This window comes from Nocardia xishanensis NBRC 101358, from assembly GCF_001613365.1.
Classification (GTDB): Bacteria; Actinomycetota; Actinomycetes; order Mycobacteriales; family Mycobacteriaceae; genus Nocardia; species Nocardia xishanensis.
Genome location: NZ_BDCF01000015.1, coordinates 119,618 through 138,380 on the forward strand (window position 1 = coordinate 119,618; position 18,763 = coordinate 138,380).

Sequence of the window (18,763 nt, forward strand, 5' to 3'; positions counted from 1 at the left end):
GCCAGCATGTGGCAGCTTCGCGCCTGCCGAGACCCCAACGAGCGGTATCTCCACCGATCCGTCGCACAACCGACACCGTTCCGCGATTGTCCGTTTTCGGACAAAACGGTCATGAGATGGAAGGTATCGGCTCGATCGCGACTCGGCTGCCGGGCGCTGAGCGAGACGATGGCGTCGAATACGAGCGGTCGGCCGGGAGCGATTCGCTCTCTGAATTGTCTTGCGAAAGGGGACTCTCGCGTCACTGCGGGCGCGTAGGGCGCGGCGAATCTTCAGGCCAGATGAGCCGACAGCAACCAGGCCGGAACCGACTTGCGGCCACTGGGCTCGTCGCGCATGCCCTCGAACTGGAAACCCGCGTCCGCCGGCAATATCGCGGGCATATTGCCGTGGATTCGTGCCGGCCTGATCTCATCGATCACCCAGTACTGCGACACCACCTCGCGGAGCTCGTCGGCGGTGACCGGCGATGGCCCCGGTTCGGGTGCTTCGGGCATGGCGGCCCTGTCGAAAACCAGCACGAAATACGACGCGCCCGGTGCGGCGGCGCGCACGATCGACTGCTGATAGCCCTGCCGCGACTCGACCGGGATCGAATGGAACAACGTGCTGTCGACGATGGTGCCGAAGCGGCCGTCGTAGCCGGTGAAGGAGGCGATGTCGGCGACCTCGAACGAGGCGTTGGCCAGGCCACGCCGTGCGGCCTCGGCGCGGGCCAGCTCGACCGCGGTCGGCGACAGATCCAGGCCGACGGTGGTGAAACCCCGCTCGGCGAGATACAGCGAGATCGCCGCCTCCCCGCATCCGACATCGAGAACATCGCCGTGGAACCTGCCCTGTTCGATCAGCGCGGCGAGTTCCGGCTGGGGTTCGCCGATACTCCACGGCGGCTTGACGCCCGGCCCGAACGGGCCGCCTGTACCTCGGTAGACTTCTTCGAATTCGAAATCATGAGGGTTGGTCATAGCCCACGAATATCAGAGAACCTGGTAGATGTCCGGGAAGTGGCGCGCGACGCGCTCGCCCGAAGCGCTCGGCCGGCCAAGCCTTCCCGGCCGAATCCTCCCTCCGTCAGTTCGCTCAGTGTCGCAGTGTGCCAACACATCTCGTTCGTCCGTGAGCTGAGAACCGCAACAAGACTCTCGGAGGGGGCGGCAATTCGTCGACGATGGTTTTCGGTCGATCTGCCCCGGCTCTGAGTTCAGCCGTCACGGTCATCGCGTCGGGGGTCGCCGCGAATGCACGCCGCAGCTCACCGATCAGGGGATCTGCCGCCGATTGCTCGAACGCCGCTTGCACGGCAAAGCGGTGCTCGAATTCCGCTGAGAGGGCGTGTCATCACTACGCCTCGTTCACCGGCATCGAAACGTGCGAGGTGGTGACCGCCGCGACCGCGCGGGTTGTGGCTACAGATGCGGCTGCTGGTGCAGGCCCTGATCCGGCGCGTCCGACCCGTCGGTTTCCTGTTCGGGGAAAGGGCTGCCATTTCGGCGGGTATGTCCGATGCCTCGCCATCCCAGTGGGAGTTGGACGCGGCCGGCCCGGATATCGCCGATGAGTTGCGCGTAGCCTTCACGAACCTCGCCGAGGTGGACCCACGCCGAGTGCCGAAGCTCCTCGCAGTCGGCGTGCAGCACCGTCCACCACGCCTCGGCGTAGGTCTTCGCGACGTGACTGATCACCTCGCCGAAGGAGTGCGTGTGGCGGCGGGCGCAGCGGCTGTGGCGGACGTAGAACGCCGCCCAAGAGTTGATCTTGTCGATGACCTTCCCGATTTCCGCGTGGAGGGCGGCCTCGGTGGTGTCGGGTGAATGCCGAGGATTCAGAACCGCCGAAATCAAGGCGGCGTGTAAATCGCCGAGTTCTCTCGCCCACGCGATCAGCGGCAACGGCTCGGCGAGACGGCCGCCGATCGCGGCCAACAGCTGGTCCGGCGACAGCAGAGATCCCGCATCCGTCTCCCGCTCGTCCGGTGCCGCCGCCATGCTCGCGTCCATGGCGATTACGAGTCCTTCACCGCAGGCCGACGATTCGGGCACGCCAAATGGCCCTTCGTTTCCAGGCTGTCGCAGTCGAGGAGCGAGGTCGCTAGCGAATGATGTTGTGTGGCAGCGAAGTTCGTTGCCGGCGACGGGAGTGTGGGGGACGTCGTGGGGGCTGGCTGCTCGGACTCAGGGGCGGTGACGCGGTGGATGGTGACCATCTGGCAGCGAGGGCTCATGGCGTGGGGCGACCGCCCGCTGCGGCTGGTGGCGACCTTGTGGTCGCCGCCTCGGGCGACGCGGGTCGAGATGCCATGGCCAAAGCGATCGGTCATGTCAAGCGCGGATCCGAGGATGCCGTCGAGTCCATACGTGAGCGGTGCTCACTGATTGTCACAGGTGCCGGACCGCACGAGCCGTTCCACATCGCCAGTTCCGGGAGCAAGCAACGGCTGCTCACGGTGATTGCCGTCGGCGGTGCGAACCCCTGGTCGGCGCCGCGACCGCTAGACGTGGTGCGCAGATCCCGCGGGCCGCGGAAGTGGGGTCGGATGTGGAGTTGGGAGGCACGTCGTTCGCTCGCGGCCTCGGTTGGATAGGCGTGCTGTCGCATATTCGATTGCTCAGATGTAGTGGAAGTTGATGCACCAAGTGCACCGCTGTGACTCGGCGCATAATGCTAATACTGACTGCGCACTCAGTCAACGAGCGGGTAGTGGACGCTGGAGTGTGCCTGAAATGGGACGACGAGGGGTGGTGTCGGTGGGTAGGCGTGCGGCGGAGCCTGGCAAGTCGGGTGCGATTCTGGATACTTTTACGCGCCATGTTGCCGAGAAAGGGTACGACGGGACCAGTTTCAGTGGCGTCGCGAATGAGCTGGGCATCTCCCAGGGCTTGATCGTGCACCACTACGGCACGAAGGCTCGCTTGCTGGAAGCGCTGCACATTTCCTACATGCGGCAGCGGATCGATGAGGCGGAGCGCATCATGTCGGCGTTTCCTACGCCGAGCGAACAGCTCGCCGCGCTGTTGCACGCGTCCATCCTCTACCAGGTGGTCGACCGAAACCGGACCGTCGCATTCCAGCGTGAGGTCGCGCGGTTCGCACAGCAGGAGGAGAACTCCGAGGGACGCAAGCTGCGCAGGCATTACATCGGAATGCTGCACGGCTTGCTCGACGCGGGCATTGCCGCGGGTGAGTTCCGGCCCATCGATATCAGTATCCGGAGCCTGCTCATCTTCGGCGCCGCGCAATGGGCGTGGACGTGGTTCGAGCCGGAGGGGCGTGGGGCCGCCGAGCGGGTCGGTGCCGAACTGGTAGATCTCACTCTTGGATCTCTGCTGATAGATCGGACATCGCTGCCACGTCTCAGCGATCCCGGCGGCCCGCTCGTCGCCACGGTGATCAAGATCATCACTGCGGCAGCGGGGCCGCCGAAAGAACTGCCGGACCGATGACCATTCCCGCGATCGGCTGCGGCGTGCCCACCTCGCCACCGCTCGTCTCCGGCGATAGCACGCATCGAACCCCGTCACGGCGTTATGTCGTGTCTGCCGCCAGATCGATGAGGCGGGCGCGGACCAAATCTGGGCGTTCGTCGGATCGCCGGGCGGCTACCGAACCACCGTCTGTGGGTGGAGCCGGCCACCGACCGCGGGTGGAGAGCGAACCGTTCGGCACCGTCCAGTTCGGTGACGACGCGTTGGCATCGTGGAGTGCGTTCGGTGCTCAGCGGGATTGCTTCGCCGGGTCGAGCAAGTGCGTGCGGGCATAGGCGATGGCCTCGGGGGTGTGTTCGAAGATCTGGGAGTCACCTCCCGGCGGGAGGGCGCCGATCGCGGCAAGGCGCCGGCGGTGGTCGTCGCGTAGGCCGGACATGAGCACAGTGATGTGGTGGTGGTCGAGTTTGCCGATAGCGTCTTTGAGCACGAGGGCGCCGGTGGTGTCGAGGGCGGTGATGTGGGACATGCGCAGGATGACGACGCGGACGTCGGATACCTCGGCCAGTTCGAGGAGGAATCGGTGGGCTGCCGCGAAGAACAGCGGTCCGTCGATGCGGTAGGCCACGATGTGGTCGTGCAGCAGTCGATGCTCTTCGGCCAGGTGCGTGGCGTCCTCGGCCGGGGTGTCGAGTGGGATCTGCTGCAGGCGGGCTTCTTTGGCGACGGCCCGCAGGGCGAGCACGACGGCGATGCCGACGCCGATGGCGACAGCGGCGACCAGGTCCATCACGACGGTGACGCCGAAGGTGATGGTCATGATCGCGGCGTCGCCTTTCGAGGCGCGGGCGATCGCCGCCAGAGACGCGGTTTCGACCATCCGTACGGTGGTGGCGAGCAGCACCCCGGCCAGCGCGGCCAGCGGGATGTCGGCAACCACGCCGGCGGCGGTGTAGATGATCGCGGCCAGCACGACGGCGTGGGTGAGCGCGGCCAGGCGGGTGCGGGCGCCGGAACGAGCGTTCACCGCGGTGCGGGCGATCGCACCCGTGGCCGGCACACCACCGAACATCGGCGCGACGATGTTGGCCAGGCCTTGTCCGAACAGTTCCCGGTCGGGGTTGTGGCGGGTGCCGACGGCCATCGCGTCTGCCGCGGTCGCCGACAGCAGCGACTCCAGCGCGGCGAGCGCGGCGACCGCCAGCGCGGGCCCGATCAGGGAGCCGAGCTGATCGAGGTGCACGAATCCGAGCGTGGGAGCGGCCAGTCCGGAGGGGATCTCGCCGATCGGGGCGAGGTCGAGGTCCAGTGCTTGCGCCGCGACGGTGGCTGCGGCCACCGCGACCAGCGCGATGGGCAGCTTCGGCAGGTACCGGCCTCCCGCCAGCACGGCCGCCGCCACCAGCAGCGCCGTCGCGAGGGTCACCGGGTGGGGGTGCGCAACGTATTGCCGCACCGCCTCGAACGCCGTCTGCCACACCTTCTCGCCCTCGGCGTGGGCGATACCGAGAGCGGAGGGGAACTGTTGCAGGGCGATGACGACGGCGATCCCGGCGGTGAAGCCCTCGATCACCGGGGCCGGCATGTAGCGCACTGCCCTGCCGACCCCGGCGACCGCGAGCACCACCAGCACGAGGCCGGCCATCAGCCCCACGGCCAGCACTCCGCCCCCGCCATACTGATGAAAGATCGGTACCAAGACCACGGTCATCGCCCCGGTCGGCCCGGACACCTGCAACCGGGACCCGCCGAAGACCGCCGCCACCGCGCCCGCGATGACCGCGGTCGCCAGACCGGCAGCCGCACCCAGGCCGGAGCTGATGCCGAACCCGAGCGCCAGCGGGAGCGCGACCAACGCGACCATGAGCCCTGATAGCAGGTCCGCGCCGGGTGCACGGACCGCCGGGCTCCAGTCCGACCGAGACGGCAGGAGTGCGCGCACGCTCACCAGGCGGCGGCCAGACGCAGTTTCAACCCCGCGAGCTGCTCGCGCAGCTGTTCGGGCAGCCGGTTGCCGCCGATAGTGGCGTACCACTCGTCGATCGATTGGACTTCCCGGACCCACTCCTCGAGATCGACGGCCAGCGCCTGTGCGACCGACTTCCGGTCATTCTCGTCGAGGCCGGACATATCCAGCGAGTCAACGGTCGGCACGTACCCGATAGGCGTCTCGACGGCTTCGGCGGTGCCGTCCAGGCGATCCAGCGCCCACTTCAACACGCGCACGTTGTCACCGAAGCCGGGCCACAGAAACTCGCCCTCCGGACCGCGGCGGAACCAATTGACCTGGAAGATCTTGGGGAGCTTCGCCGGATCGGCGGCGGCGCCGAGTCGCAGCCAGTGCGCGAAGTAGTCGCCGACGTGGTAGCCCAGGAACGGCAGCATCGCCATCGGATCCCGCCGCACCACTCCCACCGCTCCTGCCGCTGCCGCGGTGGTTTCCGACGAAAGCACCGACGCGGTGAACACCCCGTGTTCCCAGTCGAGGGTCTCGGCCACCAGCGGCACCGTCGTCTTGCGGCGGCCGCCGAAGAAGATCGCCGAGATCGGTACCCCGGTCGGGTCGTTCCACTCCGGCGCCACGGACGGGCACTGTTCGATCGGGGTGCAGTAGCGGGAATTCGGATGGGCGGCAGGGTTTTCCGACCGCGGGGTCCAGTCTCGGCCGTGCCAGTCGATCAGGTGCGCGGGCGGGGTGTCGGTCAAGCCTTCCCACCACACGTCGCCGTCATCGGTGCGGGCGGTGTTGGTGAAGATCGAATTTCCGGCATCGAGTGTGGCGATCGCGTTCGGATTGGTGCGTGCCCCCGTACCGGGCGCGACACCGAAGAATCCGGCCTCCGGGTTCACCGCCCACAACCGGCCGTCGGCGCCGAACCGCATCCAGGCGATGTCGTCACCGATCGTCTCCGCGCGCCAGCCCGGCAAGGCGGGCTCGAGCATGGCGAGGTTGGTCTTGCCGCACGAGGACGGGAACGCCGCCGCGATGTAGTGGGTCTTGCCTTGCGGGGAGGTGAGTTTGAGGATCAGCATGTGCTCGGCCAGCCACCCCTCGTCGCGGCCGAGTACCGAGGCGATCCGCAGCGCGAAACATTTCTTCCCCAGCAGCGCGTTCCCGCCGTAACCCGAGCCGTAGCTCCAGATCTCCCGGCGCTCGGGAAAATGCGAGATGTACTTGGTCGTATCACACGGCCACGCCACATCGGCTTGGCCCGCGCCCAGCGGTGCGCCGACCGAATGCAGGCACTTCACGAAGTCGGTTCCATCGGTGAGCTGCTCCCACACCGGTGTGCCCGAGCGGGTCATGATCTGCATCGACACCGCCACATACTCCGAATCGGTGATCTGCACACCGTATTTCGGGTCTTCGGCGTCCAGCGGCCCCATGCAGAAGGCGATCACATACATCGTTCGCCCCGCCATGGCCCCGCGGTAGTGCTCGGTCATCAGCGTGCGCATGTCCAGCGGGTCGACCCAGTTGTTGGTCGGGCCCGCGTCCTCGCGACTCTCGCAGCAGATGAAGGTGCGGTCCTCCACCCGCGCCACGTCGTCGGGATCCGACACACACCAGAAGGAGTTCGGCTTCGCCTCGAGGGGTACGAAGGTGCCCTTCTCGACCAGCAGCCCGGTGAGCCGGTCCCACTCGGCTCGCGAGCCGTCACAGAAGACGATGCGATCCGGCGCGGTCAGCTCCGCGATTTCGGCGACCCACGCGAGCATGCCTTCGTGGTCGGTCGGTGCCTCCATGGTCGCGGCAGTGCCGGGATGATCCGTCACGACTAATCTCTCCTTCGAAAACTGCTAGGTATTTAGTTTAGAAAAACTGCAATCAGTGACCGAGCGCACACCCCCCGGTAGCCACGGTCAGGCGGGTTGTTCGAGGGCTTCGACCTGACCGGCGACGACGCCGGTGAGGATGGCCCGCGCAACGGCCAACAGCTCGGCGACCTCGGTGGTGGTCAGTTCGTAGGTCACCGAGAGCCCTTCGCGGCGAGCGGTCACCAGGCCGGCGCGCCGCAGGATCGACAACTGCTGAGACAAGTTGGCCGCCTCGATGCCGATCTCGGTCAGCATCTCCGAAACGGCGTGCTCACGCTGGCTGAGCAGTTCGAGCACCCGCACCCGCACGGGATGTCCGAGTGTTTTGAAGAAGTCGGCTTTCATCTGGTAGAGCGGCCGTTGCGGTCCTGGCATCGACGAGTCACTCCCTTCCGCTCCACCTGACGGGCAGTGGTGACGTCCCTGCCCGGACTGTTTGCATAGTTTAGCAAACAACATAGAGACTCTAGCATGGCTGAGGATTGTCGCCCCGCGATCCGGCGAGCTGCTGGTGGACCCGGCACGCGACACCGGGGAGCTGGCGCTGACGCTGCACAAGAGGTTGGAGGTTGTTCGGTCGGTCGCGGGGAGTCGCTAGGGTCGATTGCGGTGGTTGACGCCGCTGCCAGGTCCAGGGCTCGAGCGATGGTGTCCGACCAGGCGCGGATGGCGCTCCAGTCGCGCAGGTCGCCGTAGCGGGTGCCGCCGATGAGACGGAACAGGGTGCGCGTCTTCCACGAAACGTCGGCGCGTTCGTATTTCCCGGCGAAACCGATGTAGTCGCGAGGCGAGATCGCATCCCGCGGTGCGGCGATCTCGTCGGGCACCGTGCGTGCGAGGCGGGCCGATCGGACCACGCAGCGCCGGGCCGCCGCCGACGCTGAACATCCAGACATCCGTGGTCGACAACGCTTGGCGGTGATTGCCGATTTCGAGCTGCCGGGCGAATCGTCGTCAGATGGCGACTCGACAAGTTGTGACCGGTTCCGGCGGCCGACCGAACTGCCTACAGCGCTGGGTATTTCGGTCCTCGCGGCCGAACTCGAAGAACCCGGGCAGCGACGAAGCCGGTCCACGACACCAAGGCTCTGACTCCGGTGCGGGGCAGCGAGGCCGCTGACGGGCGACCGCCCGGGTTGCAGAGTGACCAGGCTGTGCAAGAACTGGCGCTGGCTTGCCGAATCGGCCGCAGCGCCTGGGACGTTCGTGTCCAACGGCTGCCGCGGCCACCGATGTGCTGCATCGCGGCAGGGCTCTGTGGGCGGGCGGCCGCGCAGAACAGTCGGTGGTCACCGATTCGAAGGTCCTTGGTCGGGGCAGGGCAGTCCTTTCGGGCCTGGGCGTCAGCGGTCGCGACTGGCGATGCTGGGCACGCCTGCGGTCGATACTCCGCACGGTGCACGCTCGAAAGGATGAGGAGTGGTGTGCATGAATGCCGTTGACAAGCCAAGGTATCCAGTGGCGCTGCGCGGTGATTTGGACGGGTCGCTATCGCGGTGGCGGTGGCTGGTGAAGTGGTTGCTGGCGATCCCGCATTACCTTGTTCTGATCGTGTTGTGGATCGGGTTCGTGGCGGCGACGCTGGCGGCGGGTATCGCCATCGTGTGCACGGGCCGGTATCCGCGCTCGTTGTTCGACTTCAATGTCGGGGTGCTGCGCTGGAATTGGCGGGTCCAGTTCTACACGTACGCGGCATTGGGCACCGACCGATATCCGCCGTTCACCCTCGGACCCGCCGACTATCCGGCCGATCTGCAGGTCGAATACCCGGAGCGGTCCTCACGTTGGCAACCGCTGGTGAAGTGGTGGTTGCTGGCGATCCCGCACTACCTGGTGATCGCGGCGATGACCACGGCCGGACCGAATCTGGAGACCAGCCAATCCTCCACCGGCGGGGGCACCATCGGCCTGCTGGGTGTGTTGGTCCTTATCGCCGCGGTGACCTTGCTGTCTACCGGCCGCTACCCGCGCCCGTTGTTCGATTTCGTCATGGGCGTCAACCGCTGGCTCTACCGCGTGATCGCCTACGTCGCGCTCATGCGTGACGAGTACCCCCCGTTCCGGCTCGACCAAGGACCGCGGGAAGAACCGGCGACCACCACAGGATGAGAGGAGAGTCGCGGCGCTGGCTCGGCGGCGCGGAGCGGGACCCAGGCGACGGCGCGGGCGAGTCCGATGAAACGCACAATATCGAAGATGAGAGTCGCGCAGGTGTTTCCGGGTTTGAGCCAGTTCCGTGACTATCGGCGTGGCTGGTTGGGTGCGGATGTGCTGGCGGGGGTGACCGTGGCGGCGTATCTGGTGCCCCAGGTGATGGCGTATGCGACGGTGGCAGGGTTGCCGCCGGTTGTCGGCCTGTGGGCGGTGCTGGGTCCATTGGCGGTGTATGTGGTGGTCGGTACCTCGCGCCAGCTCTCGGTAGGGCCGGAATCGACGACCGCGCTGATGACCGCGGTCGCCTTGGCTCCGCTGGCCGAGGGATATCCGGGGCGGTATGCGGCACTGGCCGCGATCCTGGCGGTGCTGGTGGGGTGCGTGTGCCTGGTCGGTGCGCTGATCCGGTTGGGCGTCCTGGCGGATCTGTTGTCCAAACCCGTTCTCGTCGGATATCTGGCTGGGACCGCGGGCATCATGATCGTCGGCCAGCTGGGCAGAATCAGCGGTGTGCCGGTGGAGGGCCAGACGATCCCTGACCAGTTGCGCTCCTTCGTCGAGAACCTCGAGCAGTGGCAGTGGCCGACCGCCGCGCTGGCAGCCGGTGTGCTGGCCGCGCTTGGGTTGGCGGTGTGGCGGACGCCGCGCCTGCCCGCACCGCTGCTTGCTGTGCTGGCCGCGACCGCGGTGGTCGCGGCGTTTTCGCTGCAGCGGCATGGCATCGCCACCGTCGGCCCGATTCCGGCCGGTATCCCGACTCCAGCTCTGTCGGGAGTGGCATGGGGCGACGTGGGGCAGCTGATATTGCCCGCGATCGGTATCGCGGTGGTGGGGTTCTCCGACAACGCTTTGACGGCGCGGGCCTTCGCGACACGTCACGGCCGCCATATCGAGGCCAACACCGAGCTGGCGGCCCTGGGTGCGACGAATCTGGCCGCGGGGGTATTGCATGGATTCCCGGTCAGCTGCAGCGGTAGCCGGACCACCATCGCCGACGCCATGCACGCGCGCACCCAGATGTACTCGCTGACCGCGCTGGCGGTCGTGCTGGCGGTGTTGTTCGGCGCAACGACAGTGCTGGCGGCGTTTCCCACAGCGGCGCTGGGCGCGCTGGTGATCTATGCCGCGCTGCGACTGATCGAATGGCCGGAGTTCGTGCGTATCGCTCGATTCCGGCGCAGTGAGCTGCTGCTGGCGTTGGCCACTCTGGTCGCGGTGCTGGTTTTCGGCGTGCTCTACGGGGTGTTGATCGCGGTCGGGTTGTCGATCTTGGATCTGCTGCGCCGGGTAGCGCGCGCCCACGACGCCATCCTTGGATTCGTGCCCGGGATAGCGGGGATGCACGACCTCGATGACTATCCACAAGCCGAACCCGTTGCCGGACTCGTGATCTACCGCTACGACGCGCCTCTGTGCTTCGCCAACGCCGACGACTTCCGCCGCCGCGCGCTCGCCGCGGTCGACCAGCAGACCGACCGCGATGGGGTGGCGGTTCGCTGGTTCGTGCTCAACGCCGAAGCCAACGTCGAGGTCGACCTCACCGCGCTCGACGCGCTCGAACAATTGCGCGGCGAATTGACCACCCGGGGAATTACTTTCGCGATGGCGCGGGTCAAGCAAGACCTGCGCGCGAATCTCGACGCCGCCGGCCTGACCGGTCGCATCGGCGTCGAGCACCTGTATCCGACGCTGCCTACCGCGATCGCGGCCTATCAGGCCACGGTGGCGTCGACGTGATCACAAATCCACGTGTCCTCGACCCGTGCGGTTCCCAGCTCCTGCGCGGCCGTCGCTCGCGCCCCAGAACGCGGGCGCGGTGCGATCACCCAGACCACCGGCCGCGGCGAGTTTCGCACCCGCGCAGACGCTCGACACCAGAGCGCCCTCACCGGAGCGGAGCGAAATGTACTCCCGCGCTGCGCGTCCCTGCGGATCGGCCGTGTCGAGCAACCCGTCGCGGGTATTCCGTCCGGTCGTGCCGACGCAACCTGCTGCCTGAGAAAACCGATGGTGCTGAGTGTGAGGCCAGGGCCGGTATGCCGACGTCACAGGATGTGATGACGCTGCAGGGCGCGGAAGGAGAAGAAGCCGACGGCGGCTGGAATCCAGAAAGTCGCCAGCCGGTAGGCGAGCACGCCAGCGACGGCGGGCGCGCTTGTCACGCCGCCGACCATGAGCCCGGCAACCAGGGATGCCTCGACGACGCCGAGGCCGGCGGGGGTCGGGCTCGCCGCGCCGAGAGCTTGGCCGCCGAGGAATACCGCGGCGACCAGGGCGGCTGATGGAGTTCCGCCGAAGGCGTGTACCGAGAAGCCCAGGGCCGCGATGTAGGCGATGTTGGCGCCCACTTGGCCGCCGATGAGGAGTGCCGCGCGTTTCGGCGTGCGGAGGATGTCCGCCATCGAGCGGGCGGTGCTGCGGATCTCGGTGAGCCAGCCCGGGCGGCGCAGCAGTACGGCGATGGCGATGCCGAGCGCGGTCATCACGGCGACGAATCCGATGAGCAGGCTCCAGCGGCTGGGCAGTGCGGAGGACAGCAGCGACCGAGAGCTGCCGAGCCACAGTCCTACGCCACCCAATTCGAGGACATGCAGCACAGCGCCCGAGGTCGCCGTCAGCGCGATGACGGCGATCGCGGTGGTCCGCGGCAGACCACAGCGCTCAAGGTATCGTTCGTTGACTGCGGTTCCGCCGAGGCCATAGGGTGCCAACCGGTTGGCGAACGAGGTCGCCAGCTGGACGTTCATGGTGCGGCCGAAGGCGAGGGCGCGGGGGCTGGCGCCCATGAACGTCAGCGCCGCCGCGGCATAGGTCGCCGCCGACATCGCGAGTGCTCCCACGAGCCACTGCCACCGGGCGTCGTCCAAAGTGGTGACCAGTTGGCCGAGCTGACCGATCTGTGGCAGCAGCACATAGGTCGCGAACGCGGTGGCCGCGATCCAGCCCAGAGTGCGCCAGCGAAACCGCAACAGCACCTCCGGCCGGGCGGGTTCGGCGCCGATGGCGTCGCCGACCGCAGCACGCAGCTCGTCGAGCAGGCCGCGCCGATGCCGGGCGGCGCTGCGGGTCGCCGATGCCAACGCGAGCGGTTGCAGCAGCGGCGCAGCCCCTTTCAACGCGTCGGGGCCGAGAATCCGGTGCGCGGTCGCTACCGCACGCTGGGTGCCGACCTTCAGGCTCATCGACGCCAGCGCCTCGGCGACATCGGCGTCGAGCCGGTGGTCGGAGGCGGCGGATTCGCCGAAGCCGAAGTCGATGATCCACGGCGTCTGGCTCTCGTCGAGCAGGATGTTGGCCAGCCGCAGGTCGCGATGTGCGATGCGAGCGGCCCGCAGCCGCGCGATCTGGGCCCAGACTTCGCACAGCACCTCGTCGGAGACGGGTTCGGAGCAACGAGCGAGATCACGCCCCGGGATGCGCGTTTCGGCGAGCCACGCGTCACCGTTGTCGGCTACACCGACCGAAACGACCGTCGGCGTGCGCACACCAGCTCGCTGGGCCAGCAGGGCGATGAACGCCTCGTGCTCGGCCTGTTGCTTCGGTGTCGCGAACGGATATTCGTCTTCTACTTCGCGAAAGACGAGGTGGCGGAACAGCTTGAACAAGATATCGGAATTGCGTTCGTGGTACCCGATCACTTTGACGAACAGTTCGGTGCGAAGTCCGGAGATATCCGCGCTCACCAGGAACGGCCGCGAACCGCGTGCGTCCAGTACAGCGGGCTCCACCCGGATCGGGTTCCAACCGGCCGCGGCGAGCGCCGCGCGGAGCACGGGAGCCTCGGCGCGGTGTACGGGGGCACCCCAGATCAGGTGCAGCGCGGCGGCAACCGTCCAACCCAGAGCCGCTCCGCCGACGACATCGAGCACCATATGCGCCCCGACGAAGACCCGTGACGCGGCTACCACGCCCGCGGTCGCCCAGGCGATTCGCCGCCACGGACGCGGCAACCACGGCGCGGCGGCCGCCGCCATTGCCGCGGCGACCGCGGCGTGTCCCGAGACGAAGCCGAGCCCGCCTTGATGAGTCCGCAGCATCAGCTCGTTCAGCAGGACATCCGGGCGCGCCCGTCCCACCAGGGATTTCACCTCGATGGCCAGCAGGTAGGCCAGTACGCCTGCCGCCGCGACATCGCGGGCCAGCCCGAAACGCCTGGTGACCAGCGCGAGACCGGCGACGACGCCGACCGCGCCGATCGTGCCGAGCTGCATCACCACCAGCACGACCGGCGCCACCCAGGACGGCAGGTCGTTGATCACCCGGAACAGGTCCACCTCGAGCCGCGGGACCTCGGTGCGGCGGGCCACCAGTGCCGAAACACCAAGAGTCACAAGCCCCAGCACCAGCCGGATCACATCAGCGGCGTGCCGCCCCAGTACGATCGGATATGTCTGATCACCGGTCGTGCCGGCTATTGGTGTCGAATCCCGGACAACCTCGGTGGTCATCGCCCTCATCTTTCGTGCGGTGGCCTCCTTCGCGGAGGATCCGTGTGTAACCGTGTCAGGCGGCCGTGCCCGAGAGGGAGGGGACATCGGCTCCCAGTTCGGGGTCGAAGTGCCCCGCAGGGCGGTACTCGCCTCGGTCACCGTGGATTCCGCACGCCCACAATCAGATTGAGTAGTGCGCCGACGGCGATTCCCGCGGCGGCACCGCCCATCACGTCGAGCGGGGTATGGGCACCGAGATAGATACGTGCGACGGCGGCCAGGATCGCGATCGCCAGCGTCACAGACCGCTGGCCGCGGCTCGAATAGGGGATCAACAGCGTCACCATCCCGAAGAGCAGCAGCGCGTGACCGGACGGGAACGCCGAACCGACGGTCGGCACATCGCGCAGGACCGCGTCCGCCATGATGGCGCCAGGACGTCGATGGACTACGAGCGACTTCAAGATGTCTCGCTCCACAACGAGTTTCACCGGGATCAACAACAGTAGACCGGCGGCGAGGCGAAATCTGCGCGCTCCCAGCGCGATTGCCGCGACAACGGCGGGAGCGCCGAGCACTCCCGCCAACTGGATCAGCCAGAAAGGCCGAAAGAGCCCGTCGGGCAGTGTGTTGATCATCCGGAACAGCGCGTGATCGGCACGGTCGACGACCCCTGAGCCGCACGCCCACGCGAGAGCCGCGCACACCGCCACACCAGCGACCGCGAGCTGTAGGTCCGCGCCACGTCGCCGAACCGGGCTCGTCACCATCACCGCGGTCCCGCACTCAGGTCCGCCGATCGGGATCCGCGGGCCGGTCGAACCACGCCGATGGCCGGTACGGAATGAAGGGCGCATGATCGACTCCGGCTGTCATGTGGCTGGTGGTGCGGGACCGGCAGCTATTGAACTCCGACCAGCTATGCACGGCGATCACCGCGGCGTCGAGCCGAGGAGCCTCCGCGAAGCGGCGAATGCCGCACTGCGGCAATAAGTTTCCCTGGTAAGCGCGACTACGTGCCGTGGGTGCCGGCGGCCTGGTTGTCGATGAGTTCGATGCCGGAGACGATCGTGGGCTCGATCTCGATCACACCGTCCATCGGTGAACCGATCCACGGTCGCAGAAGCCGCTGATAGCGGTCGATCCGCGCGGGATCGGTTACCGGACGCGCTATCCCGGTCACCACCACCGACCAACCGGTGCGGCGGTCTATATCGAGGTCATCGGCTTGGTAAGCCACCACGACGCCCGAGCGGCCCCGCACGGCCGCGGAGAACTGGGAGGCGAGCCTGGTGCGCACGATGATCGAGCCGTTGTCGACCAGATGGTTGACCGGACGGATCGCGGGCAGCGCGTCACGCGTGTACACCACACGACCGAACGGTGCTTGCGCCAGCAGTGCCAAGGCATCTTCGCGATCCAATTCGATGACATTGCTGTCGGTCTGGCCCACAATAGAGGAGCCGCTCACCGTCGTGCGCCCCGTCCGACGCCGCGGCGATCAGCACGGCGTGAACACCGCACACAGTCGGCGAACGCCACCCCCTCAATCGGTTCACAAGGTCCCACGTGATGCCCTATCCGTTCGCGCGTGTGCTCGATCGCTCCATGTCACCAACTTCGCTGAGCTGCTCGTCAGGGCCGAAGGTCGTCGGCATCGAGGACCAAAGGCCGTACCACCGGCACGGGTTGGTCGTTCGGAACGCCACCCAAGCCTTTCGGTGCCGGTCATAACGCTGTCCAGGAGCGGGATGTCGCCGGATCGGCTTGGTAGTGACCTATCCGCCTGCGCGGATGAGGCGCGCCGGTCGAGGCCGGTCAGTGTGGTTGAGCGCGCAACAGCCACACCAGGAAGGTTCCGGTGACCGCGGCCATGGCCGCGGCCATGCCCAGTCCGCCGAGGACGCCGATGGCGACGGTGAGGGCAAGCGGCTGCCCGGGCTGCCACAGCGGTGTGGTCACCGCTGCCATGACCGAGAGTCCGGCGATCCAGGCCAGTGCCGTGGCCGCGATCCAGCCGCCTGCGCCGGATAAGTAGCGACGCAAGACTATCCACTGGGTCAGTCCCAACGATGACACCATGACCGCCGCACCCGCTGCGATCGCGGGCACGACCAGCAGCGGGGGCCAACCCGCCAGGCCGTCGGTGAGGACCGGCACCAGCCCCAGCATCCAGGCCGTCACCGCGCCGAGCATGGTCGCGACGACCCAGTCCCGCCGCACGAACCCGGTGATCACCGTCCGTAGCACATGGGCCTGGAACCAGCCGAGAACCGCGCCTTCGGTTGCCCCCGCGGCGAGCAGCACAGCGGCCGCGGCCGCTGTGCTGCTCTGTGCGGTCGCGGCGCCGGCGACGGCGGGCACCGCGAATCCCAGGAGTTCACCGGTGGTCACCCTCCTGAACCAGCGCCACCACACACCTCTGCCCGCCGCCGATGCGCCCGGTTGCGGATCGGTGGTTTGCCCCAGGGTGATGACGACCATCGGGTCGCTGCCTTCGGCGGGGGTGCGAGGGAACTTGGCGCGGTAACGGCTCCACGCCGCGCCGTAATCGGTGTCTCCGGGGGAGAGGACATGGCCGGTACCGAGCACCCAGTGTTGGTCGATCCACACCGACAGCGGGGCGGGCGCGGTGAAATTGCGCCACCATGTCTTGCCGTTCGCGCGGCCCACCCGCACCAGTACCCGATCGCCGTCGCGGGCATAGGCGACCGGCAACGCGATCGGCCGTCCTGTACGGTGCCCGTGATAACGCAGTTCGGTCATGCTGCCTGTCAGCCGACTCGCGAGCGGGGAACGCAGCGCCGTCAGCGTCGCCGAGGCACTCCAACTCGGCGTCCGGTAATCGATGTCGTGGACCATGGTTACCAATGCTCCCTTCGACCGGCGCGCCGCGGCAGATCCCAAAGCACCCACCTGTGCAGGACTTTCGGCCACCGACCAGCGCACCCCTGGTGAGGGCGGTCAACTGACCAGCGCCGATCCGTGCTTCGTGGGTCTCGCGCGGCCGGAGCGGTTCGGTGATGCCAGAATGCTGGGTATGCAAGGTCCAACGTCCGACTTCGGACCAGACGAGCGGTCTCCAGTGATCGGAACGCTTGCCCAGTCCCGCCTACGCGAGCTGCTGGTCGAGGTTCAAGATCGCATCGCGGAGATCGTCGGTGTGCGTGATCAGATGGATCGGCTCATCGAAGCGATGTTGGTGATCACCGCGGGTCTGGATCTGGACAACACGCTGCGGACGATCGTTCACACGGCGATCGAGCTGGTCGATGCCCGCTATGGTGCGCTCGGTGTCCGCGAAACCGACGAGGCTTCCAAGCGGTTGGCAGAGTTCGTCTACGAGGGTATCGACGACCGTACTCGGGTGATGATCGGCGATCTGCCTAGTGGGCACGGTGTGCTCGGGCTTCTGTTCGAGCAGCCCAAACCGATCCGGCTTCCGGACTTGTCGGCGCACCCGTCCTCGGTCGGTTTCCCCGCCGATCATCCGCCGATGAAGACTTTCCTCGGTGTGCCGGTCCAGGTACGCGAGGAGATCTTCGGGAACCTGTACCTGACCGAGAAGTCCGGCGGTCAGGAATTCACCGAAGACGACGAAGTCGTCGTGCAGGCATTGGCCGCGGCCGCCGGCATCGCCATCGCCAATGCGCGCCTCTACGAGGAATCCCGAATCCGCCAGCAATGGCTGGAAGCCAATCAAGATGTCGCGACAATCGTACTGGCCGGCGGAGACTCGGCCGAAGTACTCGAGCTGATCACGGCACGTGCGTTGACTTTGACCGGGTCGGCCTGCGCTTATCTCGCCTTGCCCGAGGATCCCGATACGCCGTCGGAGGAAGTCGGCGAACTCGTGGTGGTCTCGGCGGCCGGACTCGACGCCCGTGAGCTCGTCGGACAGCGGATCCCGGTGCACGGATCCTATACCGGTGCGGCATTCCGGGACGAGCAGTACGTGTCCGCCGATGAACCGGGCACTGCGCCGGAGCTGGATCCGCTTGTCGAGTACGGTCGAGCTCTGACCTTGCCGCTGCGGGCGGGGCAGTCGGTCATCGGCGTGCTGGCCACGGTGCGCTCGGCCGAAACGCCCCCGATGAATGCCGCAGGGCAAATGATGATCACGGGTTTCGCCAACCAGGCGGCGCTGGCGCTGCAGTTGTCGAATACCCAGCGCCGAATGCGCGAACTCGACGTCGTCTCGGAACGCGACCGCATCGCCCGCGACCTCCACGACCATGTCATCCAGCGGTTGTTCGCGGTCGGATTGTCACTGCAGGGAACAGCGCAGCGCGCACGAGCTCCAGAGGTCAAATCCCGGCTCACCGAGACCATCAACGACGTGCAAACGATCGTCCAAGACATCCGGCACTCGATCTTCGATCTGCATTCGAGCACCTCCGCCGAAGCGCCGGTCTTGCGCAAACGCTTGCACGCTGTGGTGGCCGAGATGACCGCCGACACCGACCTTCGCACGTCGATCCGCCTGGCCGGACCGGTCTCGGTACTGACCCCCACCATGTTCGACCACGTCGAAGCAGTGCTGCGGGAAGCGCTCAGCAACGTGGTCCGGCACGCCCATGCCAGCACCGTCTCGGTCAAACTCACCATCGGCGACGACGTCATCCTCGAAATCGCCGACAACGGTATCGGTCTGCCCGAGGAGCTCACTCGCCGTAGTGGGCTGGCCAACATGGCCGCGCGCACCTACGACGCCGGCGGCAACTTCAGCGCCGGTCGAGCTTCCGGCGGTGGCACGGTTCTCCGTTGGTCGGTTCCGATGCCCTCTGTATCGGCAAACGGCACCCGTACCCGCCATGCGATCCCGGACAACCCAGCCGATCGGTGAATCCGACGAGTCCGCCAAGGGTTTCGTCGACCTCGCTACGAGATGTTCGCGCGAGGTCGATGGTGGGAGGCGGAGTCGCAGTGCAGCGGTGG

Annotated in this window: 12 protein-coding genes and 1 pseudogene; 4 read left to right on the forward strand and 9 right to left on the reverse strand. The window is 67.1% G+C overall.

All coding sequences use genetic code 11. The features are described from left to right. Window positions 1–272: 272 nt before the first annotated feature. Together NX1_RS14635 and NX1_RS14640 are read right to left on the reverse strand one after the other, a co-directional pair. The gene (locus tag NX1_RS14635; RefSeq protein WP_068058696.1) at window positions 273–965 is read right to left on the reverse strand and encodes a class I SAM-dependent methyltransferase; all 693 of its coding nucleotides are present in this window, start codon (window positions 963–965) and stop codon (window positions 273–275) included. Between the two features lie 441 nt (window positions 966–1,406). Then, window positions 1,407–1,997, reverse strand: coding sequence for a hypothetical protein (locus tag NX1_RS14640; protein WP_068058698.1), 591 nt, complete (start codon window positions 1,995–1,997; stop codon window positions 1,407–1,409). A 747-nt stretch (window positions 1,998–2,744) separates the two neighbouring features. Here NX1_RS14640 and NX1_RS14645 point away from each other — a divergent pair. After that, window positions 2,745–3,440 carry a TetR/AcrR family transcriptional regulator gene (locus NX1_RS14645; RefSeq protein ID WP_218024128.1) on the forward strand — a complete coding sequence of 232 codons (696 nt, stop codon included), beginning with the start codon at window positions 2,745–2,747 and terminating at the stop codon, window positions 3,438–3,440. Between the two features lie 271 nt (window positions 3,441–3,711). On the opposite strand, the gene NX1_RS14650 is transcribed toward NX1_RS14645, so the two are convergent. The 3 genes from NX1_RS14650 to NX1_RS14660 form a co-directional block, all read right to left on the reverse strand. Further along, window positions 3,712–5,364 carry a SulP family inorganic anion transporter gene (locus NX1_RS14650; RefSeq protein WP_084501440.1) on the reverse strand — a complete coding sequence of 551 codons (1,653 nt, stop codon included), beginning with the start codon at window positions 5,362–5,364 and terminating at the stop codon, window positions 3,712–3,714. Between the two features lie 2 nt (window positions 5,365–5,366). Continuing rightward, a complete protein-coding gene (locus NX1_RS14655; protein WP_068058783.1) occupies window positions 5,367–7,169 on the reverse strand; it encodes a phosphoenolpyruvate carboxykinase (GTP) in 1,803 nt (600 codons plus the stop codon). A gap of 117 nt (window positions 7,170–7,286) precedes the next feature. Continuing rightward, the gene (locus tag NX1_RS14660; protein WP_068058702.1) at window positions 7,287–7,616 is read right to left on the reverse strand and encodes an ArsR/SmtB family transcription factor; all 330 of its coding nucleotides are present in this window, start codon (window positions 7,614–7,616) and stop codon (window positions 7,287–7,289) included. A gap of 1,077 nt (window positions 7,617–8,693) precedes the next feature. On the opposite strand from NX1_RS14660, the pseudogene NX1_RS14665 reads away from it, so the two are divergent. Next, window positions 8,694–9,350: pseudogene (locus tag NX1_RS14665) on the forward strand (DUF4389 domain-containing protein); the annotation flags it as partial. Window positions 9,351–9,437: 87 nt separating this feature from the next. Further along, entirely contained in the window at window positions 9,438–11,132 is a 1,695-nt protein-coding gene (locus tag NX1_RS14670; protein ID WP_068058705.1) for a SulP family inorganic anion transporter, read from the forward strand. 308 nt (window positions 11,133–11,440) lie between these two features. Here the strand turns inward: NX1_RS14670 and NX1_RS14680 are convergent, their stop codons facing one another. The 4 genes from NX1_RS14680 to NX1_RS35400 form a co-directional block, all read right to left on the reverse strand. Then, complete coding sequence (locus NX1_RS14680; RefSeq protein WP_068058709.1) at window positions 11,441–13,843, reverse strand: lysylphosphatidylglycerol synthase domain-containing protein; 2,403 nt, start codon at window positions 13,841–13,843, stop codon at window positions 11,441–11,443. A 137-nt stretch (window positions 13,844–13,980) separates the two neighbouring features. Then, the gene (locus NX1_RS14685) at window positions 13,981–14,592 is read right to left on the reverse strand and encodes a phosphatase PAP2 family protein (protein WP_245668507.1); all 612 of its coding nucleotides are present in this window, start codon (window positions 14,590–14,592) and stop codon (window positions 13,981–13,983) included. Between the two features lie 245 nt (window positions 14,593–14,837). Beyond that, window positions 14,838–15,296 (reverse strand): pyridoxamine 5'-phosphate oxidase family protein, encoded by a 459-nt coding sequence (locus NX1_RS14690; RefSeq protein WP_068058714.1) that lies wholly within the window; start codon window positions 15,294–15,296, stop codon window positions 14,838–14,840. A 347-nt stretch (window positions 15,297–15,643) separates the two neighbouring features. Further along, entirely contained in the window at window positions 15,644–16,687 is a 1,044-nt protein-coding gene (locus NX1_RS35400; protein WP_084501434.1) for a hypothetical protein, read from the reverse strand. Between the two features lie 169 nt (window positions 16,688–16,856). Here NX1_RS35400 and NX1_RS14700 point away from each other — a divergent pair, with 169 nt between their 5' ends. After that, the gene (locus NX1_RS14700; RefSeq protein WP_157119753.1) at window positions 16,857–18,671 is read left to right on the forward strand and encodes a GAF domain-containing sensor histidine kinase; all 1,815 of its coding nucleotides are present in this window, start codon (window positions 16,857–16,859) and stop codon (window positions 18,669–18,671) included. Window positions 18,672–18,763 lie beyond the last annotated feature (92 nt).

What these genes read in the sequence shown, in the direction of transcription:
- NX1_RS14700 (WP_157119753.1), top strand. Translation starts at nt 16,857, where the DNA reads ATGCTGGGTATGCAAGGTCCAACGTCCGACTTCGGACCAGACGAGCGG.
- NX1_RS14680 (WP_068058709.1), bottom strand. Translation starts at nt 13,843, where the DNA reads ATGACCACCGAGGTTGTCCGGGATTCGACACCAATAGCCGGCACGACC.
- NX1_RS14670 (WP_068058705.1), top strand. Translation starts at nt 9,438, where the DNA reads ATGAGAGTCGCGCAGGTGTTTCCGGGTTTGAGCCAGTTCCGTGACTAT.
- NX1_RS14660 (WP_068058702.1), bottom strand. Translation starts at nt 7,616, where the DNA reads ATGCCAGGACCGCAACGGCCGCTCTACCAGATGAAAGCCGACTTCTTC.
- NX1_RS14655 (WP_068058783.1), bottom strand. Translation starts at nt 7,169, where the DNA reads ATGGAGGCACCGACCGACCACGAAGGCATGCTCGCGTGGGTCGCCGAA.
- NX1_RS35400 (WP_084501434.1), bottom strand. Translation starts at nt 16,687, where the DNA reads ATGGTCCACGACATCGATTACCGGACGCCGAGTTGGAGTGCCTCGGCG.
- NX1_RS14635 (WP_068058696.1), bottom strand. Translation starts at nt 965, where the DNA reads ATGACCAACCCTCATGATTTCGAATTCGAAGAAGTCTACCGAGGTACA.
- NX1_RS14640 (WP_068058698.1), bottom strand. Translation starts at nt 1,997, where the DNA reads ATGGACGCGAGCATGGCGGCGGCACCGGACGAGCGGGAGACGGATGCG.